Origin of the sequence: Pseudomonas sp. MONT-RG-20F-20-E-7-02, from assembly GCF_022662395.1 — a bacterium.
Lineage (GTDB): Bacteria > Pseudomonadota > Gammaproteobacteria > Pseudomonadales > Pseudomonadaceae > Aquipseudomonas.
The window spans coordinates 504823-530799 of record NZ_JAKNQN010000003.1; the positions used below are offsets into that span (position 1 = coordinate 504823).

Annotated in this window: 24 protein-coding genes and 1 pseudogene; 20 read left to right on the forward strand and 5 right to left on the reverse strand. The window is 58.9% G+C overall.

All coding sequences use genetic code 11. The annotated features are described in order from the left end of the window. Window positions 1-2: 2 nt before the first annotated feature. The 9 genes from L8I05_RS11435 (at window position 3) to L8I05_RS11475 (ending at window position 9991) form a co-directional block, all read left to right on the forward strand. Window positions 3-1214, forward strand: a complete 1212-nt coding sequence (locus tag L8I05_RS11435; protein ID WP_242169006.1) for a glycosyltransferase — start codon at window positions 3-5, stop codon at window positions 1212-1214. Between the two features lies 1 nt (window position 1215). Beyond that, the gene (locus L8I05_RS11440; RefSeq protein ID WP_242169008.1) at window positions 1216-2451 is read left to right on the forward strand and encodes a glycosyltransferase family 4 protein; all 1236 of its coding nucleotides are present in this window, start codon (window positions 1216-1218) and stop codon (window positions 2449-2451) included. Between the two features lie 9 nt (window positions 2452-2460). After that, window positions 2461-3318: an SDR family oxidoreductase gene (locus L8I05_RS11445; protein ID WP_242169010.1), complete on the forward strand. Its 858-nt coding sequence runs from the start codon at window positions 2461-2463 to the stop codon at window positions 3316-3318. A gap of 12 nt (window positions 3319-3330) precedes the next feature. Next, the gene (locus tag L8I05_RS11450; RefSeq protein WP_242169011.1) at window positions 3331-4341 is read left to right on the forward strand and encodes a polysaccharide biosynthesis protein; all 1011 of its coding nucleotides are present in this window, start codon (window positions 3331-3333) and stop codon (window positions 4339-4341) included. Continuing rightward, a complete protein-coding gene (gene wecB, locus L8I05_RS11455; protein ID WP_159954974.1) occupies window positions 4334-5461 on the forward strand; it encodes a UDP-N-acetylglucosamine 2-epimerase (non-hydrolyzing) in 1128 nt (375 codons plus the stop codon). The genes L8I05_RS11450 and wecB overlap by 8 nt, the downstream gene beginning before the upstream one ends. Window positions 5462-5475: 14 nt before the next feature. After that, on the forward strand, window positions 5476-6435 hold the full coding sequence (locus L8I05_RS11460; protein ID WP_242169012.1) for an SDR family oxidoreductase: 960 nt from the start codon (window positions 5476-5478) through the stop codon (window positions 6433-6435). Beyond that, window positions 6432-7445 (forward strand): glycosyltransferase family 4 protein, encoded by a 1014-nt coding sequence (locus L8I05_RS11465; protein ID WP_242169013.1) that lies wholly within the window; start codon window positions 6432-6434, stop codon window positions 7443-7445. The genes L8I05_RS11460 and L8I05_RS11465 overlap by 4 nt, the downstream gene beginning before the upstream one ends. A gap of 108 nt (window positions 7446-7553) precedes the next feature. Then, entirely contained in the window at window positions 7554-9548 is a 1995-nt protein-coding gene (locus tag L8I05_RS11470; RefSeq protein WP_177016025.1) for a nucleoside-diphosphate sugar epimerase/dehydratase, read from the forward strand. A gap of 110 nt (window positions 9549-9658) precedes the next feature. Then, window positions 9659-9991, forward strand: coding sequence for a helix-hairpin-helix domain-containing protein (locus L8I05_RS11475; protein WP_159954978.1), 333 nt, complete (start codon window positions 9659-9661; stop codon window positions 9989-9991). A 27-nt stretch (window positions 9992-10018) separates the two neighbouring features. Here L8I05_RS11475 and L8I05_RS11480 read toward each other — a convergent pair whose 3' ends face one another. Further along, window positions 10019-10597, reverse strand: coding sequence for a TetR/AcrR family transcriptional regulator (locus tag L8I05_RS11480; RefSeq protein ID WP_242169014.1), 579 nt, complete (start codon window positions 10595-10597; stop codon window positions 10019-10021). 131 nt (window positions 10598-10728) lie between these two features. Between L8I05_RS11480 and L8I05_RS11485 the strand changes: the two genes are divergently transcribed. Together L8I05_RS11485 and L8I05_RS11490 are read left to right on the forward strand one after the other, a co-directional pair. Next, window positions 10729-11424: a GntR family transcriptional regulator gene (locus tag L8I05_RS11485; RefSeq protein WP_242169015.1), complete on the forward strand. Its 696-nt coding sequence runs from the start codon at window positions 10729-10731 to the stop codon at window positions 11422-11424. Then, window positions 11387-12235: a DUF1989 domain-containing protein gene (locus L8I05_RS11490; protein ID WP_242169016.1), complete on the forward strand. Its 849-nt coding sequence runs from the start codon at window positions 11387-11389 to the stop codon at window positions 12233-12235. Before L8I05_RS11485 ends, L8I05_RS11490 begins: the two co-directional genes overlap by 38 nt. A gap of 8 nt (window positions 12236-12243) precedes the next feature. On the opposite strand, the gene L8I05_RS11495 is transcribed toward L8I05_RS11490, so the two are convergent. Together L8I05_RS11495 and eat are read right to left on the reverse strand one after the other, a co-directional pair. Then, on the reverse strand, window positions 12244-12411 hold the full coding sequence (locus L8I05_RS11495) for a DUF2897 family protein (RefSeq protein ID WP_083359476.1): 168 nt from the start codon (window positions 12409-12411) through the stop codon (window positions 12244-12246). A gap of 110 nt (window positions 12412-12521) precedes the next feature. Beyond that, complete coding sequence (gene eat / locus L8I05_RS11500; RefSeq protein ID WP_177016021.1) at window positions 12522-13886, reverse strand: ethanolamine permease; 1365 nt, start codon at window positions 13884-13886, stop codon at window positions 12522-12524. Window positions 13887-14279: 393 nt separating this feature from the next. On the opposite strand from eat, the gene kdpF reads away from it, so the two are divergent. The 6 genes from kdpF (at window position 14280) to L8I05_RS11530 (ending at window position 22290) form a co-directional block, all read left to right on the forward strand. Beyond that, a complete protein-coding gene (kdpF, locus tag L8I05_RS11505) occupies window positions 14280-14369 on the forward strand; it encodes a K(+)-transporting ATPase subunit F (RefSeq protein ID WP_003218754.1) in 90 nt (29 codons plus the stop codon). Window positions 14370-14378: 9 nt separating this feature from the next. After that, window positions 14379-16079: a potassium-transporting ATPase subunit KdpA gene (gene kdpA, locus L8I05_RS11510; RefSeq protein ID WP_242169017.1), complete on the forward strand. Its 1701-nt coding sequence runs from the start codon at window positions 14379-14381 to the stop codon at window positions 16077-16079. 13 nt (window positions 16080-16092) lie between these two features. After that, window positions 16093-18156, forward strand: coding sequence for a potassium-transporting ATPase subunit KdpB (gene kdpB, locus L8I05_RS11515; protein WP_242169018.1), 2064 nt, complete (start codon window positions 16093-16095; stop codon window positions 18154-18156). A gap of 84 nt (window positions 18157-18240) precedes the next feature. Further along, entirely contained in the window at window positions 18241-18786 is a 546-nt protein-coding gene (gene kdpC, locus L8I05_RS11520; protein WP_242169019.1) for a potassium-transporting ATPase subunit KdpC, read from the forward strand. Between the two features lie 125 nt (window positions 18787-18911). Continuing rightward, on the forward strand, window positions 18912-21563 hold the full coding sequence (locus tag L8I05_RS11525; RefSeq protein WP_242169020.1) for a sensor histidine kinase KdpD: 2652 nt from the start codon (window positions 18912-18914) through the stop codon (window positions 21561-21563). A gap of 37 nt (window positions 21564-21600) precedes the next feature. Continuing rightward, window positions 21601-22290 carry a response regulator gene (locus tag L8I05_RS11530; protein ID WP_159954985.1) on the forward strand — a complete coding sequence of 230 codons (690 nt, stop codon included), beginning with the start codon at window positions 21601-21603 and terminating at the stop codon, window positions 22288-22290. 122 nt (window positions 22291-22412) lie between these two features. Here L8I05_RS11530 and L8I05_RS11535 read toward each other — a convergent pair whose 3' ends face one another. Next, entirely contained in the window at window positions 22413-23450 is a 1038-nt protein-coding gene (locus L8I05_RS11535) for a patatin-like phospholipase family protein (RefSeq protein WP_242169021.1), read from the reverse strand. Between the two features lie 216 nt (window positions 23451-23666). On the opposite strand from L8I05_RS11535, the gene L8I05_RS11540 reads away from it, so the two are divergent. The 3 genes from L8I05_RS11540 (at window position 23667) to L8I05_RS11550 (ending at window position 25638) form a co-directional block, all read left to right on the forward strand. Further along, window positions 23667-23945, forward strand: coding sequence for a hypothetical protein (locus L8I05_RS11540; protein WP_010176194.1), 279 nt, complete (start codon window positions 23667-23669; stop codon window positions 23943-23945). Window positions 23946-23989: 44 nt separating this feature from the next. After that, complete coding sequence (locus L8I05_RS11545) at window positions 23990-24751, forward strand: CHAD domain-containing protein (protein WP_197623583.1); 762 nt, start codon at window positions 23990-23992, stop codon at window positions 24749-24751. Window positions 24752-24840: 89 nt separating this feature from the next. After that, window positions 24841-25638, forward strand: coding sequence for a thioesterase family protein (locus tag L8I05_RS11550; protein ID WP_242169022.1), 798 nt, complete (start codon window positions 24841-24843; stop codon window positions 25636-25638). 6 nt (window positions 25639-25644) lie between these two features. Here the strand turns inward: L8I05_RS11550 and L8I05_RS11555 are convergent. Further along, a pseudogene (locus tag L8I05_RS11555) lies at window positions 25645-25893 on the reverse strand (terminase); the annotation flags it as partial. Between the last annotated feature and the right edge of the window lie 84 nt (window positions 25894-25977).

The following is a 25977-nucleotide window of genomic DNA, read 5'->3' on the forward strand; positions in this document are numbered from 1 at the left end:
GTATGAAGAATATTTTGTTTGTGTTGGGTGGCTTGGCCATGGGTGGCGTTGAGACCTATGTTGTCAGATTGGCTAAGTACCTCAGTCAGGCGGGGTGTAATGTAACGGTTACATTACTTTCCAATAAGTGTGATACAGGCCTGTTCAACGAATTATCTCGCTATGCTACCGTCCATGTCGTTGAACGCGTGCCGTTTTTTTCCGCGTCCAGTTGGATAAATGCGTTGTTGCCGGTAAAGAAAGATCCGGTTGTATACGACGTTGTTCATGTCGTTGATGTGTTGACGTTGGCGTATGTTTTTCTGAATAAGGCGCGACTGAAGTTCTCTTTCCTCAGTGTTGGTATCTATCACTCAATGGAAATCAGTTGGTGGCGGGGGCGCAATATCTATTTCAGAAAGAAAATGCTCGAGTTGTACGATAGAAACGTCCAGTTGACGCTGTTCCCCAATGAGCGCACCGCTGAGATGGCCGCGGCGTTTTCTAATGTAGATCTGGCGACGCTGGATGTATTGCCGCTGGGTGTTTCCTTTGAAAGCTATGGCGCGTGTCAGCCGCTTCAATCGTCCCTGCGCATCGTTTCGATCGGTCGTTTAGTCGATTTTAAAGTTTACAATAAGCACGTCATTACACAGCTGCCTGAGCTGCGTAAACGCGCCAATTTTGAATATTTTATCTACGGTGCCGGTCCGGAGCGCGCGGCGCTCGTCGCGTTGGCTGAGGCGCAGGGTGTCAGTGACTACGTGCACTTTATGGGCGAGGTGGAGTATGCCGAACTCCCCAGCATTTTCGACGGTGCGTTTTGTTTTGTAGGCTCTGGTACGACGATCATCGAAGCGTCTGCCGCCGGTATTCCTTCTGTGGTGGGCATTGAATCAATAGCGTTGCCCTTGACCTGTGGGTTGTTTTCGGATGTTTCAGGCTATTCCTACAATGAAGAGTCGGCGACGACGGTGAGAATGGGGATTCTGGAAACCATCGAGAAGCTGCACACTATGAGTCCCGAACAATACAATGAAGTGTCCGATAAGCATCGACAAAAAGCGAGAGCGTTTGATATTGTCGAAACGTCAAAAAGATTTGTAGAACTGTCTAATCGCAGGCCCGTTTTTGACGGTTCGATGAATCGCTGGGTTGCGATATTGTCATTTTTCAAGTCCGTAATTGTGCAAGGGCCCAAGGCGCTTAAATCCCGATTTGATAGTGTGGGATGATATGTCTTTGAATATTGCGATTGTCACTCAGTATTTTTATCCTGAGAGCTTTATTATCAATGATATTGTTGAGGAGCTGGCTTGCCTTGGGCACACGGTTGAAGTCTTTACCGGGCAACCTAATTACCCGGACGGTGAGACTTATCAAGACTATGATCAATCGGCTTGCAGCGAGCAGGTGTACAAGGACAGTATAAAAATACACCGTGTTCCGTTGAGGCCGCGAAAGTCAGGCGGTGCCCGGAACCTGCTTCTCAACTATCTCTCCTTTGTGAAAAATGGAATCAGGTATTTTCCCAAGCAGAGTGCCGGTAAGCAGTTCGACGCGATTATTGTCTTTGCGGTCTCGCCGATTACCGCCGCTATTCCAGCCATCGTATTGAAGCGTTCCAGCAACGCTCATTTGATGGTTTGGGTGCAGGATTTATGGCCCGAGACGCTTAAGGCGACGGGGTTCATCACTAATTCGCTGCTGTTGAAGGCCATCGGCGTTTTAGTCCGTTTTATTTACGCCAAGGCCGACACGGTGCTGGTGCAGTCCGAGGCGTTTATTTCCTCGGCATCCAAATATGTGGCAAAAGACAAGCTGGTCTACTACCCCAACTCTTACCGTGTTCCTGCCGCTCAGACAGACCCTTGCGACCGTCTGCCGCTGGAGGTCAGCCGATTATTGTCGTCCAATTTTTGTGTGGTCTTCGCCGGGAACCTCGGGTTTGCGCAGTCCTTGGAAACGATAGTCGATGCCGCAAAAGCACTGCTTCATTTGGACTGCAAGATTGTCGTGGTGGGCAGTGGCAGCCGTTTGGATTGGATGCATGAGCAGAAGCGTCAACACAACCTGCATAATCTTGAGCTCGTAGGGCGTTTGCCTTCCTCGGTCATGCCTGAACTGTTTTCAAAAAGTGAGGCGCTACTGGTCACACTCAAGCGCGAGGAAATATTCGCGTTGACCATACCCAGTAAGATCCAGGCGTATATGGCAGCGGGCAAGCCTATCCTGGCCGCCCTGGATGGAGAGGGCGCGAGAATAGTGGAGCAGGCAGGTGCCGGGTTGTGTTCTCAGGCAGAGGACGCAGCAGCGCTTGCCAGGAACATCGAGTCGCTCTACGAGGCTTCGCCGGAAAAAAGAGCCGCCTACGGGGCGGCGTCGTTCAGCTTTTTCTGTAACAATTACGAAATGAAAACGCAGTGCCGTCGATTGGTACAGATTATTAAAGAACGAATTGGCAACCTTTAGAGATAAACCATGAAAATATTAGTGTTGGGCGTGACGGGAATGCTTGGTAGTGCGGTGTTCAAGTATCTTTCCAATCACACATCACATAGTGTTTTCGGCACTATGCGTGGGCAAAGCGGGGCAGCGTATTTTGAAGAAAGGCATCGCGGCAGCTTTTATTCAAATGTTGACGTTCTGGATTACGAGTCGCTGGTCTCGGTGTTTGAAGACAATCGTCCGGACGTGGTGATCAACTGCGTCGGCTTGATCAAGCAATTAGCCCACGCCAACGACCCGCTGTCGACGTTGCCGCTCAACTCTATGTTGCCCCATCGGTTGTCCAAATTATGCAAGCTGGCCAACGCGCGGCTGATTCATATCAGTACCGATTGTGTATTTACCGGCTCGAAGGGCATGTACCTCGAGTCGGATATTTCCGATGCCGTCGACTTGTATGGGAAGTCCAAGTTTATTGGCGAGTTGAATGATCAGCCTCACGCGATCACCTTGCGCACCTCTATCATCGGCCATGAGTTAGCGAGCACGGCGTCTCTGGTTGATTGGTTTCTGTCCCAGGAAGGGTCGGTAAAGGGGTTCACGAAAGCTATTTTTTCGGGCGTGCCTACTGCAGAACTGGCGCGCATCATTGTTGAGTATGTGCTGCCGAACGAGCAGTTGTTCGGCCTCTATCACGTCTCGGTTAACCCTATTGATAAGTTCACGCTGCTGAATGAAATCGCCAAGGTCTATCAAAAGGAAATTGATATTATTCCCGATGATAAATTGGCGATTGATCGTTCCCTTGACTCGACACGCTTCCGTGAGGCCGTGGGTTACCTCCCACCGTCATGGCCGGACTTGATTCAGTTTATGCGTGCACAGCGATAGTTAGGAGTTTGTATGTTTGATAATAAAGTATTGATGATCACCGGTGGCACCGGTTCTTTTGGTAATACCGTGCTGAAGCGTTTTCTCGACACGCAAGTCAAAGAAATTCGTGTGTTCAGTCGCGACGAGAAAAAACAGGAAGATATGCGCATTGCGCTCGGCAATGACAAAGTCAAATTCTATATTGGTGATGTGCGCGATTACGCCAGCATTTCCCAAGCCATGGTCGGTGTGAACTATATCTTTCACGCGGCGGCACTCAAGCAGGTGCCGTCGTGTGAGTTCTACCCGATGGAAGCGGTTAAAACCAACGTTCTGGGTACGGAAAATGTGCTCAATGCAGCCATTGCCAACAACGTAGAACGTGTCGTGGTGTTGAGCACCGACAAGGCGGTATACCCGATCAATGCCATGGGGATTTCCAAGGCCATGGCGGAAAAGTTGGTGGTGGCCAAATCCCGGATGATCCCGCAAGGCGGCCCGGTTATTTGCTCCACGCGGTACGGCAATGTGATGGCTTCACGGGGCTCGGTGATCCCGTTGTTCATCAATCAATTGAAACAGGGCAGTGAACTCACGGTCACCGACCCGAATATGACCCGCTTCCTGATGTCGCTGGAAGACTCCGTTGACCTGGTGCTGCATGCGTTCGAATTCGCCCAGCAGGGTGATATTTTCGTGCAAAAAGCACCGGCGTCGACCGTGGCGGATCTGGCGCAGGCACTCAAGGAACTCTTCAACCGCTTAAACGCAATTAAAGTCATTGGCACGCGTCATGGCGAGAAGCTCTACGAGTCGCTGATTTCTCGCGAAGAGATGGCCAAGTCCGAAGACATGGGCCGCTACTACCGTATTCCGGCGGATAACCGCGACTTGAACTATGAAAAGTATTTTGTCGAAGGTGAAACGCACATCTCCGAGCTGGATGATTACACCTCGCATAACACCGAGCGCCTGGACGTCGAGGGCGTTAAAGCGCTGCTGTTGAAGTTGGAATTTATCCAGGAGCAGCTCAATGCTTAAGGTTATGACGCTGGTCGGCACGCGCCCGGAACTCATCAAGATGAGCCGCGTGATCGCTGAGCTCGATAAGCAAACTCATCATATTCTGGTTCACTCGGGGCAGAATTATGACTATGAGCTTAATCAGGTCTTCTTTGACGACTTGGACATTCGCAAACCCGATCATTTCCTGGGCGCCGTGGGCGACACTGCAGCGCAGACAATTGCACAGGTCATCGCCAAATCCGACGAGCTTTTCGAATTGGAAAAGCCGGATGCCCTGCTGCTTTACGGTGATACGAATACTTGCCTGGCGGTCATTTCCGCCAAGCGGCGCAAAATCCCGGTTTTCCATATGGAAGCGGGAAATCGCTGTTTTGATCAGCGTGTGCCTGAAGAGCTCAATCGCAAGGTGCTTGACCATTTGAGCGACATCAATATGGTGCTGACCGAGCATGCTCGTCGTTATCTGCTTGATGAAGGCGTGCGTCCTGAAACAATCATCAAGACCGGCTCGCATATGGCCGAAGTCCTGGATCACTACATGCCGAAGATTCAAGCCTCGGATGTTCTCGCACGGGAAGGCCTGGCAGCAGGGGAGTATTTTGTTGTCAGTGCGCACCGCGAGGAAAACGTTGATACGCCCGACAACCTGAGAGACTTGCTGGCGTCGCTGAAGGCCTTGGTCGACAAATACCAATACCCGGTCATCGTGTCGACTCACCCGCGCACCCGTAAACGCCTCGAGGCACTGGGCGAGTCGCTGGATCATCCTTTGATTCGCTTCGTTAAACCGTTTGGCTTGCTCGACTACATCAAGTTGCAGATGGAAGCGTTTTGCGTGCTGTCCGACAGCGGCACTATCACCGAAGAGGCTTCGCTGCTGAACCTGCCCGCGGTCACCATCAGGAACGCGCATGAGCGCCCGGAGGGCATGGATGAAGGCACGCTGATCATGTGCGGGCTGAAAGCTGAGCGCGTGCTTGATGCGGTGCGTGTCGTCACGACACAACACGTGCGTGGCGAGCGGGTAATGTCGGTGGTCGGTGATTATCTTGGCGGTGCCGTCTCCAAGAAAGTCGTGCGTATTGTGCACAGCTACACCGATTACATTAACCGCACCGTCTGGTCCAAATCGTAAGCAAGGAGCTTTGCGTGCACATATTCGTGACTGGGGCTTCGGGATTCGTGGGAAGCCGGTTGGTCCAAGTGTCAGCCGCCCGCAATGATGTTCGCGTCACTGTTGCAGCAAGAGGCAGCCGTTTTACCTGTGCAACGGCTGCGCGCGTGGTTCGATTCGATGACCTCTGCACTGCAGACTTTTCCGCTGGACTTGCCGGCGTGGACGCGGTGGTTCATTGCGCCGCTCGCGTGCACGTCATGAACGAGCTGGACGCAGACCCGCTACAGGCCTTCCGCCATGTCAACGTCGAGGGCACGCTTAACCTGGCTCGCCAGGCCGCAGCGGCCGGGGTGCGCCGATTTGTGTTTCTCAGCTCGATCAAGGTCAACGGCGAAGGCACAGAGCCCGGCGTACCGTTCACAGCGGATCAGCCAGCCAACCCCGCAGATCCTTACGGCGTTTCAAAGATGGAAGCCGAGCAGGGCCTTCGGGAACTGGCCGTGGCCACCGGTATGGAAGTCGTGATCATTCGGCCCGTACTTGTTTATGGGCCAGGGGTAAAAGCCAATTTCCTCAGCATGATGCGTTGGCTGCACAAAGGTGTACCGTTGCCTTTCGGCGCCATTCATAACGCTCGTAGCCTTGTGGCCCTGGACAACCTGGTTGACCTGGCCCTGCTGTGCACGAGCCATCCAGCCGCAGCCAATCAGACCTTTATGGTCAGCGATGGCGAAGATTTGTCGACCACCGTTCTGCTACGCAAGATGGCGTCAGCGTTGGGCAAGCCGGCACGTCTTCTGCCTGTCCCGGCGGTTTTGCTGAGCGCCGCTGCAAGGCTGCTGGGCAAGCGCAGCCTTTCTCAACGTTTGTGTGGCTCATTGCAGGTTGATATCGCCAAGACGCGCGCTGTTTTGGATTGGACGCCGCCGCTGTCAGTGGACCAGGCGCTGAAAGTGACAGCCTCCGATTACATGGAAAATGAAAAGACATGAGTGAGTGGTGGATCGTTCTTGCTGTTGCATTGATTTCATTTTTGATGACTGCTGTATTAAGACGCTATGCGCTTTCGCGCAGCATAATTGACATCCCGAATGCACGCAGTTCCCATTCGGTGCCCACCCCGCGAGGCGGTGGTGTCGCGATTGTCCTGGCGTTTCTGGTGATGATCCCTGTGTTGGGGTGGCAGGGGCTGGTGGGTGGCGACATGTTGATCGCAGTGGGAGGCGCGGGTGCGCTGGTGGCCGTCCTGGGTTTTATGGACGATCATGGTCATATTGCTGCCCGCTGGCGCCTGGCAGGCCATTTTGCAGCGGCGGCATGGGCGTTGTTCTGGATGAACGGGCTTGCGCCGCTGACGGTATTTGGCTGGGACCTGCACCTGGGGCTGATCGGGAATATCCTGGCTGCGATCTATCTGGTCTGGATGCTCAACCTCTACAATTTCATGGATGGAATTGATGGGATCGCCAGTGTAGAAGCGATCTGCGCCTGCCTTGGCGGCTGTCTACTTTATGCGCTGAGTGGTCAGCAGGGCATGATTTGGCTGCCGCTGCTGTTGGCCGCGGCGGTAGGTGCGTTCCTGGTGTGGAATTTCCCGCCTGCCAAAATCTTCATGGGCGATGCCGGCAGTGGGTTCCTGGGCGTTGTCCTGGGCTGTTTCTCTATTCAGGCCGCCTGGGTTCATTCTTCTTTTTTCTGGGCGTGGTTGATTTTGCTGGGCATATTCGTGGTCGACGCTACGTTTACGCTTGTGCGCCGCCTGCTACGGGGCGATAAGGTCTATGAAGCGCATCGCAGTCATGCCTATCAGTTTGCTTCACGCAAGTTCGGTAAACACCTGCCGGTGACGTTGGCAGTGGCGGCCATTAACCTCGTTTGGTTATTGCCCATTGCACTCGGTGTTGTTCTGTATGGATGGGATGGAGCGTGGGCACTGGTTCTCGCTTACGTGCCGCTGATCCTCCTGGCAATCAAGTTTCACGCTGGCGAGCTTGAGCGGTAACGGTAGCAACTGAGTCGCAGGTGCAGCCAGCCTTAAAGCCTTCAGAGGGTTCATGGATGGCCTTACAAAGGCAAAGTAATAGGATGTTAAGAGGTGTTTGAAACCGCTATGGATAAGTTACGGGCCTATTTGGTCGCTTTGCCCAGACGAAAAAAACGACTGATTCAGGTCGGCACGGATGTGTTTGTCGTTTGGGCTGCCTTGTGGCTTGCGTTCGTTGTACGCCTGGGCATTGATGAATTGGTCAACCCGGTTCGTCTTCACCTCTGGTTGTTCATTGCCGCTCCAGTGATTGCCATTCCGCTGTTCATCCGCTTCGGCATGTACCGGGCAGTGATGCGCTACTTCGGCAACGACGCATTGATCGCGATTATCAAGGCGGTCAGCTTGTCCTCGCTCATCCTTGGCGTGGTGGTTTACTGGTACAGCAACCATCAAAATGTGGTGCCGCGCTCCATTATCTTCAACTACTGGTGGCTCAGCCTGATCATGGTGGGCGGCGTGCGGTTGGCCATGCGCCAATATTTCATGGGCGACTGGTTCTCCGCGGCACAACATGTGCCGTTTACCAACCGCGAGGATGGCCTGCCGCGTGTCGCCATCTACGGCGCAGGTTCTGCCGGCAATCAGCTGGTAGCAGCCTTGCGAATGGGCCGTGTGATGCGGCCGGTGGCATTTATTGACGATGATTCAAGTATTTCCGAGCGCGTGATTTCCGGGCTGCAAGTGTATAAGCCCAAGCACATCCAACGCATGATCGACGCGACGGGCGCGCAGGAAATATTGCTGGCGATTCCTTCCTCCAACCGCGGGCGTCGCCGTGAGATCCTCGGGTTTCTTGAAGGTTTCCCTCTGCATGTGCGCAGTGTTCCCGGGTTCATGGACCTGGCCAGTGGCAGGGTGAAGGTCGACGATATCCAGGAAGTCGATATTGCAGACCTTTTGGGCCGGGACACGGTGCCTGCCCAGCACGAATTGCTCGAACGCTGTATCAAAGGGCAGAACGTGATGGTAACGGGGGCGGGCGGCTCAATTGGTTCAGAACTGTGCCGGCAGATCCTGACACTGCGCCCGACATCGTTGCTGCTGTTCGAACACAGTGAGTTCAATCTATACAGCATCCTGTGCGAGCTGGAAGAGCGTATAAATCGCGAGTCGTTACCGGTCAAAATCTTGCCCATCCTGGGTTCGGTGCGCAATCAATCCAAGTTGCTGGATGTGATGAAAGCCTGGCACGTCAGCACGGTTTATCACGCTGCCGCGTACAAACACGTGCCGATGGTCGAGCACAACATCGCCGAAGGTGTGTTGAACAATGTCATGGGCACACTGAACACTGCGCAAGCTGCATTGCAGGCAGGCGTGGCCAATTTCGTGCTGATCTCTACCGACAAGGCGGTGCGCCCGACCAATGTCATGGGCAGTACCAAGCGCCTCGCCGAATTGACCCTGCAAGCCCTTAGCCGCGAAGTAGCCCCGGTATTGTTTGGCGACAAATCGAACGTCTCGCGCGTTAACAAGACCCGATTCACCATGGTGCGTTTCGGCAATGTTCTCGGCTCCTCCGGTTCGGTGATTCCGCTGTTTCATAAGCAAATCAAGTCGGGTGGCCCGGTGACGGTCACTCACCCGAAGATAACCCGCTACTTCATGACCATCCCGGAAGCTGCGCAGCTGGTGATTCAGGCCGGTTCAATGGGCCTGGGCGGTGACGTATTCGTGCTGGACATGGGCGAGCCGGTGAAGATCGTCGAACTCGCTGAGAAGATGATTCACTTGTCTGGCCTGAGTGTGCGCTCGGATAAAAACCCGCATGGCGATATCGCCATCGAGTTTTCAGGCCTGCGCCCTGGTGAAAAGCTTTACGAAGAGTTACTCATTGGCGACAACGTAGTTGCCACTCAGCACCCGATGATCATGAGTGCCAATGAAGACCACCTGGCCTGGGATCTGCTCAAGGTCAAGTTGAATGAACTGCTGGGGGCCGTGGATCAGGACGATTACTCCCGCGTTCGACAGCTGCTGCGCGACACCGTAAGTGGCTACTCGCCGGACGGTGAAATCGTCGATCTGATTTTCCAGCAGCGCCGTTTGGAGCCTTAAACTCACACTCTGTAACCCCTGCGTTTTTGACTCCTTCCAGACATCGCCTAAGTTTGAAAAGCAGCTTCGGAAAGCTGCTTTTCTTCTACCGATGTCATGGAGCGTCACCAATGCAAAACACTTACATCTCTTCCCTGATCTTTGCCTTCCTCACCACGTTCTCAGTTGCCGCCAACGCAGCGCCCTCTATCAAACCCGAAGCCCCAACCCCCATCGCCGCGCAGATGAACAAGGCCGAGCAATCCGCCAAGGTCAACCTGAACGCCGCCGACGCGGAAACCCTGCGTCGCGACCTCTTCGGCATCGGCGCGGCCAAAGCCAAGGCGATCATCGCTTATCGCGAAAGCAATGGCCCGTTCACGGCAGTGGATGAGTTGTTGGAAGTTAAAGGCATCGGCAAGGCGTTGCTGGAGAAGAACCGCGACAGGCTGGCGATCAATTGAGGATGTGAACGTTGCCAGGGAGGCCGGTCATTGACCGGCCTTTTCAGCCTCTGCAACCTGCGCCTTCAAACTGGCGCGTACCACGTCCAGGATGCGCGTCGCCAACTGCGTACTTTCGACACTGCGGGCCAGTACCAGCGCGCCCACGAGCGTAGACATCAACACCAGGCTTTGTTCATCGGCATTCGCGCTGCCAAGCGCCGCCTCGACTTGTTTCAACCGAGCCCCAAGTACCGCATCCGTGGTCGGACTATGTTGGCCTTTGAGGCCAAGTTCCGAAGACATGGTCGTTAGCGGGCAGCCCTGATCCGGCGAGGTCTGGTGCCATTCGGACAGGTAGCTGTCGATAAACGCATCCAGCGGCCGTTCCTGGCTGAACAGCATTTCGCAATGTGCATCCAGTTCTGCAGCGGCTGCCTGCAGGGCTTTTTCCACCAACTCGTGTTTGGATTTGAAATGGGCATAAAACCCGCCGTGCGTCAGGTCCAGCGCTTTCATCAACGGCTGCAGGCCAGTAGCGTCAATGCCGTCGCGGCGAAAGCGCACCGAGGCTTCCTTGATGATGCGTTGGTGAGTCTGGGCTTTATGGTCTGACGAATAACGCATAGGACTGCCTCGTGAACAAGCGCGCATTTTAACGGGTAACGCTGTTTTAAACATCCAGAGAAGCCCGAGCGCGTTGGCATGAAAAGTGATTACATCTTACCCAGTGATTGTTCAACAATCGTGAGGTAGTCATGACGCTCAGCTTGTCTTTAGCCGATCAGATAGCGCTTGAATTGCGTGCCGACATCATTGGCGGGCGGCTGTTACCTGGCATGGCGTTGGTCGAGGCGGACCTGGTCAAGGCCTATAACGCCTCGCGCAATACCATCCGCGAGGCCCTGCATCGCCTGGGGCAGGAGGGGCTGACACGCTACGTGCGTAACAAAGGTGTGATGGTGCGACGGTTAGAGCGAGACGAGGTGCGTGATCTGTTCGTCGTGCGTCGTACCCTCGAATTACAGGCCATCACCCAGAGCGGCGCGCTCACCGACGCTCAGTCCGAGCACATGCAAAACGCCATTGAGGCCACCACGCTGGCCCGCGACCGTGAAGACTGGCGCGCCGTGGCGACGCACAGCCTGGTGTTTCACCAGCAGATTGTCGGCCTGATGCGCAGCCGATTATTCGATGAGTTCTTCGCCCAGGTCATTGCCCAACTGCGCCTGGTGTTTTGTTCCGCCATTGATGAACAACGCTTCCAGTCGCCCTGGTTGGAGCGAGACCGCGAGATTTACGCGTTATTGGTGCAAGGGGACAAACCGGCGGCAGGTCAAGCGATGAGCTTGTACCTGGATGATTCGGAGCGCCTGACATTGGCCCTGTTTACTCAACCTGATCGAGGATCGCAGCATGTACAAAGACTATCCGGCCGCTTACCAGGTCAGTAAAGGTTCGGCCCTGCAGGTGGACACGGCGTTCTACGAGCGCATTCGTGACCAGGCGGATAAACGCACGTTGGTCGAGCAGTTCGAAGTGCCGATTCGCACGGGCAGGGCATGGAAAGTGCCGGCCGGGCATGTGTTCCGTGTCACCACGCCGGTGGGGCCGCAGGTCGGCGACTTTAATGTGTGGAACGCCAACGACCCGCGCGAACGCTTGTGGGCGGCGCGCACCCGGCAGTTGCAAGGCGCGCATGTCAGCACCCATGACCGGCTGTGGTCGAACCTGCCGTTTCTGCGGCCTTTGGTCACCATCACCGATGACAGCCTGGCGAGCTACGGCATCGATGAGCATGGCGGGCGCCTGCATGATTTGCTTGGTACGCGTTGCGACCCGTATGTGAACCGCATGCTCACTGGCGAAGACTTTCACCACCATTGCCATTCAAACCTGACGCGCGCTGTACTGCCCCATGGCCTGACCGAATTTGATGTACATGACGTACTGAACATCTTCCAGTGCACGGGCCTCAACCACGACGACATGTACTTCATGAAGGCCTGCCCGGCGCAGAAGGGCGACTACCTGGAGTTTTTTGCCGAAATTGATTTGTTGTGCGCGCTGTCGACGTGCCCCGGCGGGGATCTGTCGCTGCCGATGTGGGGGCCGGACGCGCAAGACCCGCTGACGGTATGTCGCCCGCTGGGTGTGGAGATTTATCGGTTGGAGGATGAGTTGCTCAAGGGCTGGAGCCAACCCGAGCGTGCGGCCTATAAAGGCCAGCACGGGTTGCATATCGCCAAGGCGGCGTGGGAGTAGCGGCAGGTTCAGCGGTCCTGGGCGTCCTTTGAGTCCGCTTGGGCGTTGCGCTCGGCCACGCGTTTGCGTTGTTCGTCGGTGAGTTCCACCTTGTTGGCGCTGTCACGCAGCATCAATAAACCACCGACGATCGAACCGATCGCGACCACTAAAATCAACCAGGCATACCACGGCATAGGGCTCTCCTTGAGGCAGCAAACCGTGGGGGAATTTCCCACGGTAATAGCTGCTTTGAGTAACGGGCTTTCTTAGTAGTTCATTGTAGGCCCGTTCTGCTCCAGTAGCCTCACAACCCGGTCAACATCGCATCCGCCGGTGCATCGGCGCGGTCCTGTGCGGTCAGTTGGAAGTACACAAACCCCACCACCATGAAGCCCAGGAAAATCAGCCCGATCAGCGCGTTGAACCAGGCCATGGCCACCAGGCACACCAGCGCCAGTACCAGCGCAATGCCCGGCACAATCGGGTAGCCCGGCGCACGGAAGGTACGCTCCAGCAGCGGTTCGGTCTTACGCAGCTTGAACAGGCTGAGCATGCTCATGATGTACATCACGATGGCCCCGAACACTGCCATGGTGATCATCGCCGCCGTCAGTGTCATGCCGCCCAGGTTGATCAGACCGTCGCTGTAGATGGCCGCGATACCGACCACGCCACCGGCGATGATTGCCCGGTGCGGTGTCTGAAAGCGCGACAGTTTGGCCAGGAAAGACGGCAGGTAACCGGCGCGGGCCAGGGCGAAGAACTGGCGCGAGTAACCGAGGATGATGCCGTGGAAGCTCGCCACCAGGCCGAACAGGCCGATCCACACCAGCATGTGCAGCCAGCCGGAGCTGTCGCCCACCACGGTTTTCATGGCTTGCGGCAACGGGTCATTGATGTTCGACAGGGTGCGCCAGTCGCCCACGCCGCCGGCGAAGAACATCACGCCCATGGCCAGGATCACCAGCGTCAGGATGCCGCTGATGTAGGCTTTTGGAATGGTGCGTTTAGGGTCTTTTGCCTCCTCGGCCGCCATGGCTGCGCCTTCGATGGCGAGGAAGAACCAGATGGCAAAGGGAATGGCGGCGAACATCCCGGCAATGGCCGGGGCGCTGAAGGTGTCAGAACCGGCCCAGCCATTCAGGGCAAAGTTACTGAAGCTGAACGCGGGCGCGACCACGCCCATGAACACCAGCAACTCGGCGACGGCCAGCACGCACACCACCAGTTCGAAGGTGGCGGCGAGCTTCACGCCGAGAATATTCAAGCCCATGAATACGATGTAGGCGCCGACCGCCGCGTGTTTGGGGTCGAGTGCCGGAAACTGCACATTCAGATAGGCGCCGATAGCCAAGGCAATGGCGGGCGGGGCGAAGACGAATTCGATCAATGTGGCGAGGCCGGCGATCAGGCCGCCTTTTTCGCCGAAGGCACGACGGCTGTAGGCAAACGGTCCGCCTGCGTGGGGAATCGCCGTAGTCAGCTCGGTGAAACTGAAGATAAAGCAGGTGTACATGGCGGCGACCATCAGCGAGGTCACCAGAAAGCCCAACGTACCGGCCACGCCCCAGCCATAGCTCCAGCCGAAGTATTCGCCGGAAATCACCAGCCCCACGGCAATGCCCCACAAGTGCAGAGTGCCCAAGGTGGGTTTGAGTTGTGTGTTCATCGTGTTGCGCTCCCTGAACGGTTTGGAATGATTCAGGGTGTTGCAGCGGCCATGCCAGTGCGCCATTCATTGTCGTAAAGACGCCGAACTGTCGCCGAGGAGACGGTTTGGCGTTTGAAATCTTCTGTCATTGCACCAGTTAAGTGCGTGGGTGTTTGAACTGCCGTCATCGCGGGCAAGCCCGGCTCCCACAGGGGGTTGCGGTTACCTGTGGGAGCCGGGCTTGCCCGCGATGAGGCCCCAACAGCCACCACCGACCTCTGTAAACCCCGCATAAACCCACTCTTTACGCCGTCTTTACGCCCGGCCCCCACCGTCGCTCTCGTTCCTTTACGCCACTCCTGCGGACAATTGCCCCACACGCGGCAATCGCCGCAAAACGGAGAGACTTCCATGAGCGTTCTGGACGGGGTGTCACTGCTATTGGCCGTGGCGCTGTTCATTTATCTGCTGGTTGCGCTGTTACGCGCGGATCGGAACTAGGAGCAGGCTATGCACAGTTATGACTATTGGCTGATCATCGCCTTCTTTGCCGTGGTGCTGGTGCCGGCGCCGTTCCTGGGGCGGTTCTACTACAAGGTGATGGAAGGCCAGCGCACCTGGCTCTCGCCGGTGCTGGGCCCTGTCGAGCGCGCGTGTTATCGCTTGTCGGGCGTGGATGAACATCAGGAACAGAGCTGGCAGAAGTACACGCTGGCGCTGCTGGCGTTCAACCTGGCGGGTTTTGTGTTGCTGTTCTCGATCCTGCTGTTCCAGGACTATCTCCCACTGAACCCGCAGAAATTGCCGGGGCAGGAATGGACCTTGGCCTTCAACACTGCGGTCAGTTTCATGACCAACACCAACTGGCAGAACTACAGCGGTGAAGCCTCCCTGAGCTACCTCAGCCAGATGGTCGGCCTGACCGTGCAGAACTTCGTCAGCGCCGCTACTGGCTTGGCGGTACTGGTTGCGCTCTGCCGTGGCATCGGTCGCAAATCCACCAAAACCTTGGGCAACTTCTGGGTCGACATGACCCGCGCCACCCTCTACGGCCTGTTGCCGTTGTGCCTGGTGTTCGCGTTGTTCCTGGTGTGGCAGGGCGTGCCGCAGACCTTCGCTCACTATGTAAACGCCGTGACCCTGCAAGGCGTTGACCAGGTGATCCCACTCGGCCCGGCAGCCAGCCAGATTGCGATCAAGCAACTGGGCACCAACGGCGGCGGCTTCTTCGGCGTCAACTCGGCGCACCCGTTTGAAGACCCGACCGCATGGGCCAACTTGTTCGAGCTGTCGGCGATCATTCTGATCCCGGTGGCGCTGGTGTTCACCTTCGGCCATTACGTGAAGGACCTGCGTCAGAGCCGTGCGATCCTCGGCTGCATGCTGGCCCTGTTCCTGATCGGCGGCGCAACTTCGCTGTGGGCCGAATACCAGCCCAACCCGACCCTGAACAACCCGGCCGTCGAGCAAACCGCACCGCTGGAAGGTAAAGAGGCACGCTTCGGCACCACCGGCACCGTGTTGTGGTCGGTGGCCACGACCGCTGCGTCCAACGGTTCAGTCAATGGCATGCAAGACAGCCTTAACCCGCTGAGCGGGATGGTGGCACTGATCAACATGATGGTCGGCGAAGTGATCTTCGGCGGCGTCGGCGCCGGCATGTACGGCATGTTGCTCAACGTGTTGATCGCGGTGTTCCTCGCCGGCTTGATGATCGGCCGCACACCGGAATACCTCGGCAAGAAGTTGCAGGCCAAGGAAGTGCAGTTGCTGGTGGTGACCCTGCTGGTAATGCCGGTAGGCACATTGGTGCTGGGCGCCATCGCCGCCAGCCTGCCTGGCCCGGCGGGCGCCATCAGTAACCCTGGCCCGCACGGTTTCAGCCAGTTGCTGTACGCCTACACCTCGGCCAGTGCCAACAACGGTTCGGCGTTCGGCGGCTTCAGTGCCAACACCACGTTCCACAACCTGATGATGAGCCTGTCGATGTTGCTTGGCCGCTTCGGCTACATCCTTCCGGTACTGGCCCTGGCCGGCAGCCTGGCGATGAAAAAGACCGCACCAATCGGCCAGAACAGCTTCCCCACCCATGGCGCGCTGTTCGTGACCCTGTTGACCGTGACCATTTTGCTGGTGGGCGGCCTGACCTTCCTGCCGACACTGGCGCTGGGCCCAATTGCTGAACACCTGAGCATGGCTGCTTCTAGATGAAGAGCCGAGGGATATGAAAATGAATATGCCTGCAAAAAACGCCGCCCCTGTGACCACTCAGGAGTCGCCAAAAACCGCCATCTCTGCGCTATGGCGCCCGGCGCTGGGCCAGGCGTTCGTCAAGCTCGACCCACGCCAGCTGCAACGCTCGCCGGTGATGCTGGTGGTCGAACTGACCGCCATCCTCACCACCGTGTTGTGCTTTGTGCCCGACACCAACGTGCCGACCTTCGTCGCCGTGCAAATCGCCGTGTGGCTGTGGTTCACCGTGCTGTTCGCCAACTTCGCCGAAGCCTTGGCCGAAGGCCGCGGCAAGGCCCGCGCCGACAGCCTCAAGGCCGGCAGCGAAGGCCTCAGTGCACGCCGCAAAGAGGCTGACGGCAGCTTCAAGGTCGTGCCGGCCACCAGCCTGCGTAAAGGTGACGTGGTACGTGTTGCCGCCGGGGAAATGATCCCCGGCGACGGCGAGGTCATCGAAGGTATCGCGGCGGTCAACGAAGCGGCGATTACCGGCGAATCCGCGCCGGTCATCCGCGAATCCGGTGGCGACCGTTCCGCCGTCACCGGCAACACCCGCCTGGTGTCGGACTGGCTGCTGATCCGCATCACCGTCAACCCCGGCGAGTCGACCCTGGACCGCATGATCGCACTGGTGGAAGGCGCCAAACGCCAGAAAACCCCCAACGAAGTCGCGCTGGATATCCTGCTGATCGGCCTGACGCTGATCTTCCTGCTGGTGGTGGTGACCCTGCAGCCATTCGCCCACTTCGCCAATGGCAGCTTGCCGCTGGTGTTCCTGGTCGCACTGCTGGTGACGCTGATTCCAACCACCATCGGCGGCCTGTTATCGGCCATCGGTATCGCCGGCATGGACCGTCTGGTGCGCCTCAACGTGATCGCCAAATCCGGGCGTGCGGTGGAAGCCGCGGGTGACGTGCATGTATTGCTGCTGGATAAAACCGGCACCATCACCTTCGGTAACCGTCGCTGTGCCGCAGTGATCGCCGCGCCGGGTGTCAGTGGCCGTGATTTGGCCGAAGGCGCGCTGCTGGCCTCGCTGGCGGACGACACGGCGGAAGGTAAATCCATCGTCGAATACCTGCGTGCCTTGCACCCACAGGCCGAGCCGACCCTGGACCAACTGACCTCGGTGCCGTTCAGTGCTGAAACGCGCTTGTCCGGTGTCGACTACCAAGGCCGTGTGTTCCGTAAAGGCGCCGTGGATTCGCTGCTGGCGTTTATCGGCCAACAACGTCGCGACCTGCAACCGGCACTCTCGCGGGAAATCGACAAGATCGCCCAAAGCGGCGGCACACCACTGCTGGTGTGCGCTGACGGCAAATTGCTCGGTGCGATCCATCTCAAAGACGTGGTCAAGCCCGGCATCCGCGAACGTTTCGCCGAGCTGCGCAAACTGGGGATTCGCACCGTGATGGTGACGGGCGACAACCCACTGACCGCCGCGGCGATTGCTGCCGAGGCGGGCGTGGATGACGTGCTGGCCGAAGCCACACCGGAGAAAAAACTCGCGCGCATTCGGCATGAACAGAATGACGGTCGCCTGGTGGCAATGTGTGGCGACGGCGCCAACGACGCCCCGGCACTGGCCCAGGCCGACGTCGGCATGGCGATGAACGACGGCACCCAAGCCGCCCGCGAAGCCGCCAACATGGTCGACCTCGACAGCGACCCGACCAAGCTGCTGGACGTGGTGCAGATCGGCAAGGAACTGCTGGTCACGCGCGGCGCCTTGACGACGTTCTCCATCGCCAACGACGTGGCCAAGTACTTCGCGATCCTGCCGGCGCTGTTCGCCTCGATCTACCCGCAACTGGGCGTACTCAACGTGATGCACTTGCAGAGCCCGCAAAGCGCGATTCTCTCGGCCATCGTGTTTAACGCACTGATCATCGTGGTGCTGATTCCGCTGGCGCTGCGCGGTGTGCGCGTGCAGGCGGCGAGTGCGGCGGCGTTGCTGCGGCGCAACCTGCTGATCTATGGGCTGGGCGGGATTCTGGTGCCGTTCGTGGGCATCAAGGCGATCGACATGCTGCTGACGGCGCTGCACCTGGTGTAACCCGGATCGTTCCCACGCTCCGCGTGGGAATGCTGCCCTGGACGCTCCGCGTCCCGCGCTGATAAACGAATTGAGGAATCTGAAATGTCCAACATGATCCGCCCGGCCCTGAGCCTGCTGGTACTCATGACCCTGATCACCGGCGTCGCCTACCCACTGGTGGTTACCGGTGTCGCCCAAGTCGCCTTTCCGGCCCAGGCCAACGGCAGCCTGGTGCGCGATGCCGACGGCAAAGTGCGCGGCTCCAGCCTGATCGCCCAGGATTTCACCGGTGACAGCTGGTTCCACCCGCGCCCCTCGGCCGGCGCGTTTGCGACGGTTTCCAGCAGCGCGAGTAACCTTGGCCCAAGCAACCCGGCGTTGGCCACGCGCATTTTCGATGACGCGAACAAACAGTTGGTGCCCGGCCAAGGGCCGGTGCCTCTGGCCTCGTTGACTACCTCCGGCAGCGGTCTTGATCCACACTTGCCACCGCAGGCGATTGCCTATCAACTGGCGCGGGTGGCAGCGGCGCGGAATGTGCCGGTGTCTACACTGCAGCGCTTGCTGGATGAGCACATCGAAAGCCCGCTGGTGGGCCCGCCGGTGGTGAATGTGTTGGCGCTGAACATGGCGCTGGAAAGTTTGTAAGCAGTGGTGCCGCCATCGCGGGCAAGCCCGCTCCCACAGGGGAATGCATTCCAACTGTGGGAGCGGGCTTGCCCGCGATGGCGGCCTGAAGGACTCCAAATAAACACCTGAAGGAACCGCAAAGCATGAGCGACTCCGGCCGCGCCGATGCCCTGTTAGCCGATCTGCCACGGGACGGCCGTGGCCGGCTCAAAGTCTTCCTCGGCGCCGCGCCGGGTGTGGGCAAGACCTACGCCATGCTCCAGGCCGCCCACACCCAGCTGCGCCAGGGCGTGCGCCTGCTCGCCGGCGTGGTCGAAACCCACGGCCGCGCCGAGACCGAAGCCTTGCTCAGCGGCCTGCCGCAGCAACCATTGCTGCGCAGCGAATACCGTGGCGTGATGCTCGAAGAAATGGACCTCGACGGCCTGCTCGCCGCCAAGCCCAAGCTGGTGCTGGTGGACGAATTGGCCCACAGCAACGCGCCCGGCAGCCGCCATGAAAAGCGCTGGCAAGACATTCAGGAACTGCTTGCCGCCGGCATCAACGTGTTCACCACGGTCAACGTCCAGCACCTGGAAAGCCTCAATGACCAAGTGCGCGGCATCACCGGCGTGCAGGTGCGCGAAACCCTGCCGGATTGGGTGCTGCAAGAGGCTGACGAACTCCTGCTGATCGACCTGCCATCGCGCGAGCTGCTGGAGCGCCTGCGCGACGGCAAGGTGTATGTGCCGGAACAGGCTCGCGCGGCCATCGACGCGTTTTTCACCCAGACTAACCTGATGGCCCTGCGCGAGTTGGCGATGCAGACCGCCGCCGCCCACGTCGATGACGACCTGGCTCAAGGTTATCGCCAACTCGGCCAGGCCGCGCCGGCGGTACGCGGGCGCTTGTTGGTCGGCGTGGACGGTGATGCGCAGGCCGAACGCCTGGTGCGGCATGCCAGCCGTGTGGCCCAGCGTCGGCATTTGCCCTGGAGCCTGGTGCATATCGATAACGGCCGCGCGCGCGATGAGCAATCGCGCCTGCGCCTGCAAAATGCCCAACAGCTGGCTGAGCGCCTGGGCGGCGAAGTGGTGTTGCTGCGGGCCGGGGAAGTGGCGAAAACGCTGATCCAGCACGCCGCCGAGCGCCGCGCCAGTCTGCTGCTGGTGGGGCAGTCGCGCATGCGCTGGCGGCGTCGTTTGTTCGGCGGCGGGCTGGCGGCGCGCTTGTTGCGCAATGCGCGCGGTTTGGAAATCAACGTCCTCGACAGTGACGACATGCCCGCACCGCCGCGCCTGCCGGATGTGCGCGGGCTGGTGTGGTTCGATTATGGCCTGGCGGTGGTCGCGACCTTCGTGGCGGCTGCTTTGGCCTGGGCGGTGGCCAGCGTGTTGCCGCTGCCGAATATCTCCCTGGTGTTTCTCGCGGCGGTGTTGCTGGTCGGCGTGCGCAGCAGCCTGGGGCCGTCACTGGTGTGTGCGGCGCTGTCGTTCCTGACCTACGACTTTCTGTTTATCCCGCCGAGTTTCTCCTTCGCCATCCAGCGTGAAGAAGATGTATTGACGCTGTTGTTCTTTCTGTTGATGGCGGCGCTGACCGGCAACCTGGCGGCACGCCAGCGGCGGCAGCTGCAGGCCTTGCGCGACACCCAGGAAGAAACCAGCGAACTGCTCGACCTGTCGCGCAAACTCACCGCCGCCACCGATCGCCAGGCGGTGATCAGCGCGGCGGCGCATCACCTCGAAGGCTGGAGCGACCTGGACCTGTGCCTGGTCAACCGTGACAGCCAGGGCGACTGGAAGGTCGAGACCGGTTCACCGCTGAACCTCACTGAAGCCGAACGCGCCGCCGCCGATTGGGCCTGGCAGCATGATCAACCGGCCGGGATGGGCACCGGCACCTTGCCGTTCGGGCGCTGGTGGTGGTGGCCGCTGTCGGGCGAGGAGGGGCCGCTGGGCTTGCTCGGCGTCAGCCCCAAACCGGGCCTGGAATTGAGCGGCCAGCGTCGTCGCCTGCTTACCGCTTTGAGCCAGCCGCTGGCCCAGGCCTTGGCGCGGGCACAGCTGGCACAGGAGCTGGAATCTGCACGCCTGCACGGCGAGACCGAACAACTGCGCAGCGCCTTGCTGGCGTCGGTGTCCCATGATTTACGCACGCCGCTGACGTCCATGCGCGGCAGCATCGACAGCCTGCTGGCACTCGGCGAGGCGATTCCTTTGGAGGATCGCCGCGAATTGCTCGAAGGCACTCGCGATGAGGCCGAGCGCCTCGACCGTTATATCCAGAACCTGCTCGACATGACGCGCCTGGGCCACGGTGCCCTGAAGCTGGCGCGCGATTGGGTTTCGCCGGGTGATATCGTCGGCAGTGCCCTGGGCCGTTTGCGCGCGGTGTTGGCGCCGTTGCAGGTGAAGACCGACGTGCCTGCCGAGTTGCCGTTGCTGTATGTCCATGCCGCGCTGATCGAGCAAGCGCTGGTTAATGTGCTGGAAAACGCCGCGCGATTCTCACCCGCCCAAGGCCGTTTGGAAGTGAGTGCGGGCGTGGCGGATGACCAGCTGTTTTTCGCGGTGGCCGATGAAGGGCCGGGGATTCCCGAAGATGAGCGCGCGAAGATTTTCGATATGTTCTACACCGCCGCCCGGGGTGATCGCGGCGGGCAGGGCACGGGCCTCGGCCTGGCGATCTGCCAAGGTATGGTCGGCGCCCACGGCGGGTGTATCAGCGTCGCCGACGGCATTGACGGGCGGGGTACGTGCATCACTTTGTTTCTGCCATTGCCGACTCAACCTGGCCTGGAACGCGAGGCTTGAGCTACCCTCTTTTTTTCACGGATTTTGATTGGACACCATGAGCCAGACCGCGACGATTTTAGTCATTGATGACGAACCGCAGATCCGCAAATTCCTGCGCATCAGCCTGGCCTCCCAGGGCTACAAAGTGATCGAGGCCGGCACCGGTAACGAAGGCCTGGCCCAGGCGGCATTGAGCAAACCGGATTTGCTGGTGCTCGACCTCGGCCTGCCCGACATGGACGGCCAGCAAGTGCTGCGCGAGTTTCGCGAGTGGTCGACGGTGCCGGTGCTGGTGTTGTCGGTGCGGGCGAGTGAAGTGCAAAAGGTCGAAGCCCTGGATGGTGGCGCCAATGACTACGTGACCAAGCCCTTTGGCATCCAGGAGTTTCTCGCCCGCGTTCGCGCATTGCTGCGCCAGGCGCCGGCAGGAGAGGCCCAGGAAGCCGCCTTGAGTTTTGGCCCGCTGACCGTTGACCTGGCTTATCGGCGCGTGCTGCTGGATGGCGCCGAGGTGGCGCTGACCCGCAAGGAGTACGCGGTGCTGGCGCAATTGGCGCGGCATCCGGGGCGGGTGATTACCCAGCAACAACTGCTCAAGGATATTTGGGGGCCGACCCACACCGAAGACAGTCACTACCTGCGTATCGTGGTGGGGCATTTGCGCCAGAAGCTGGCGGATGACCCGACGCAGCCGAGGTTTATTGTGACTGAGGCGGGGGTGGGGTATCGGTTGTTGAATGGCTGAGATTATCGGTGCTTGAACTGGCCTCATCGCAGGCAAGCCAGCTCCCACCTTCGATATGTGAATACATTCAAAATGTGGGAGCTGGCTTGCCTGCGATGGAGCGCTCAGCCCCACCCAAAATTTCAGCTTTGCTCACTCTCATATTTGTCCAGCGTATCCCTGGCAATTTCCCGCCCCAGCGCGATCAACTCCGGCGCCTTGTAGAACTCGAAAAACCGGCACACGCGCTTGGGCACGTTGATCAGCACATCCGGCGGATACCCGGCGATCTTGTATTGCGCCAGCGATGTCTGCATCACCTCGAAACTCTGGTTGATCAAGTCCAGCAGCGACGCCGGCCCGACGTTGTCGATGATGAATGAACCGGTCGCCGACTTCGGTGCCCCGGCTTTTTCCGGCGCGGCGGCGGGTTGCTGGGATTCGGGCTCGGCCGATTCCAGCCAGGGGTTAATCTCCGCCGTCTGGGCGTGCAGTGCCTCCTGCTCGAGCTTCATCAACTGCTCGGCTTGTTTTCGTCGAAACGGCAAATGTGAGCCCAATGACTTGGCCAAACTGTTAAAGCGGCTCTTGAACGCAGGCGGGCGCTGGATCACCGGCAGTTGGTAGTGTTTTTGATTGGTGGCGTTGAGGTTGACGGCGATGATCAAGTCGCAGTGGCTCGACACCACCGGCACGATCGGCAGCGGGTTGAGCAGGCCGCCGTCGACCAGCATGCGGTTGCCCTGCATCACCGGCGTGAACAGGCTCGGGATCGCCGCCGACGCGCGCATGGCCTGGTGCAGGCAGCCTTCCTGAAACCAGATTTCCTGCTGGTTGGTCAGGTCGGTGGCGACGGCGGTGTAGGGAATACGCAGCTCTTCGATATTGATCTCGCCGACGATCTTGCGGATTTGCCCGAAGACTTTTTCGCCGCGAATGGCGCCCAGGCGAAAACTCACGTCGACCAGGCGCAGCACGTCCAGGTAGTCGAGGCTTTCGATCCAGTTGCGATACTCATCCAGTTTGCCGGCGGCATAGATTCCGCCGACCACCGCGCCCATGGAGCAACCGGCGATACAGGCGATGTCATAACCGCGCCGTTCGATCTCCTCAATCACACCGATATGGGCGTAGCCCCTCGCCCCACCGGAGCCGAGCACCAAGGCAACACGCTTATTCATGGTCCATGTCCTTCCCAAGTCAGGTGCCCACAATGCACCCATTGAGGGGGCGGCTTCAATCTTCGCCGAGCCTTGTAATATTTTTCCAGAATAGTGAGCAGGCTCGGGTATGCTCTGACGATAGGCGCTTCTGATTTCAGGCGGCAAACAAGGCACTTTTCCTTGTGGGCAACGTCTACACCGTACGACTGTTTTTCTTTATTTGAGGTGTCATTGATGAAAGCCTGGATGTGTGTACCTGTGATCGTGTTGGCCCTGGCCGGTTGTGCCGGGAAAACCGCATACCGCGATAGCTGTGGCACGCAATTGGATGCGGCGTGGCATGAACTGGACTTGGCCAAGGCCGAAGGTTTTGCCGGCACCGTGAGCTACTCCAAAGCCTTGTCTTTGCTGACGGGCGCCAAGACCCAGCAGCAGTTCGAAGCGTTTGAAGGCTGCTCCAACAAGGCCGAAAAAGCGCGGTTCTATATTCGTGAGTCGCGCGCCGGGCGTTAACCTGTAGCACCCACCAGGATTTTTCATCGTCAAGGGAGCAAGGAATGTCAGCTTTGGTCGATCAGTTAGTCGCTCAGGTCATTGGCCTGGAAGTAGGGTTACTGAGCTGCCAGGCTCGCCTTGCCGCCGTCACCGACGATGAAGCCTTGCACGACTTGCGCACTACCGTGCGGCGCCTGCGCAGTTTGTTGCGCCCATTGCGTGGTTTGCCGGGTGTGGAACAGCTCGAGTTGGCTGCCAGCACGGTCGGCCAATTAACGACGCCGCTACGCGACCGCGAGGTCCTGGCGGCGTATTTGCATCAGCACGGTTATCACGACGCGGCTGATCGGCGCCTGCGCCTGCAGCCCGATGCCTATCGCCAAGTGGCGCAAAGCCCGGAGCTGGCGCACCTGCTGCTGATCCTTGATGCATTCCCTCGCTTCATCCGCGCCTCCCAACACCAGAAGTTACTCAAGGGCCTGCGCCCGCGCATCGAAAAACGCTTGGCCAAACAATGGCAGAAACTGGGTGAAGCGCTCAAAGACCCGAACCACGATCGCCATCGTCTGCGCCTGCTGATCAAGCGCGTGCGCTACGCCGCCGAGGCTTATCCCGAACTGGACAAGCTGCCTGCCAAAGCCGTGTCGCGGCTCAAGCAAGCCCAAGGCGCCCTGGGTGATTGGCACGACTGCTGGCAGTGGCTGGCCCAGGCCGGGCACCAAGCGGATTTGCAGCCCTGCGTGCCGGTGTGGCATCGCACCATGACCAAGGCGGAAAGCCAGGCCGATCGAGTGCTGGACAAACTCAGCGCGGATTGTTTCTAAGCCGGTCCGGCTTTTGGCCGGAATAGGCGCTGTACCTCACCGGCGCGATGGTTAAGATCCCTTATCGGTTTTCTTGATGTGAGGTCGCCATGCGCTTTAGTGATTTGCTCGACGCTGCCCGTAGCAACCCGTTGGACGTCACCATCCCCGCCGAATGGGCCCAAGGCCGCGCGACCTTTGGTGGCCTGGTGGCCGCGCTGCAATATGAAGCTCTGCGCACTCAGGTGCCGACAGATCGCCCTTTGCGCTCACTGGCCGTGACCTTTGTCGGCCCGGTCGCGCCGGATGTACCTGCCAGTTATCAAGTCGAAGTGCTGCGCGAAGGCAAGGCTGTCAGCCAGTTGCTGGGCCGCGTGGTGCAAAACGGCGAAGTGGCGACACTGGTACAGGCCAGCTTTGGCGCGTCTCGCGAGTCAGTGATTGAGGTCGCAAGCGAACCAGCGCCTGCGTTCAAACACTGGGATGAATGCCAGGAGCTGCCCTATATCAAGGGCGTGACCCCCGAATTCATGCGCCATCTGGCCATGCGCTGGAGCGTCGGCGGGCTGCCGTTCACCGGCAATAAATCGCGCGACATGGGCGGCTGGGTGCGCCTGCGTGGTGATGTGAAGGAAGAGCCGCTGACCGAGTCGCACATCCTCGCCCTGGTCGACGCCTGGCCCCCGGCTTTACTCCCGCACCTGACCCGACCGGCACCCGGCAGCACGCTGACTTGGACCATCGAATTTATCCAGCCACTGCAAGACCTGACCACGCTGGATTGGTGCCAGTACTACGTCAATATCGAACACGCCCGCGACGGCTACGGCCATGCCGCCGCCGCACTCTGGAGCCCGAGCGGGGAACTGATCGCCATCAGCCGCCAGACCGTGGTGGTCTTTGCCTGAGCCTCAGAACCGCTGGCTGCCTTGAGCTTCCAGCTTACGACCGTGGCGCTGAAGCGCCACGCCGGCCAACACGCCGATCACGCCGACGGCAAAACTGGCCAGGCTCAGGCTGAACACACCGGACGCCATCAACAGAAAACCGATGATCAGCAGCGGAACGGCAATTAACTGCAGCCCCAGGTTGGTCGGGTGCTGATGGGTTTCTGGGTGAATGCGCCATTGCCAGGCGGGGAAGTTGGGGTGACGTTTGCCCATGATGGTGAATCCTCTGTCCGTTGAAACAACTTGAACAAAGTTTAGATCGCAGGCGGGCGGGGCGGCGAATCAAGGCTCGCTATG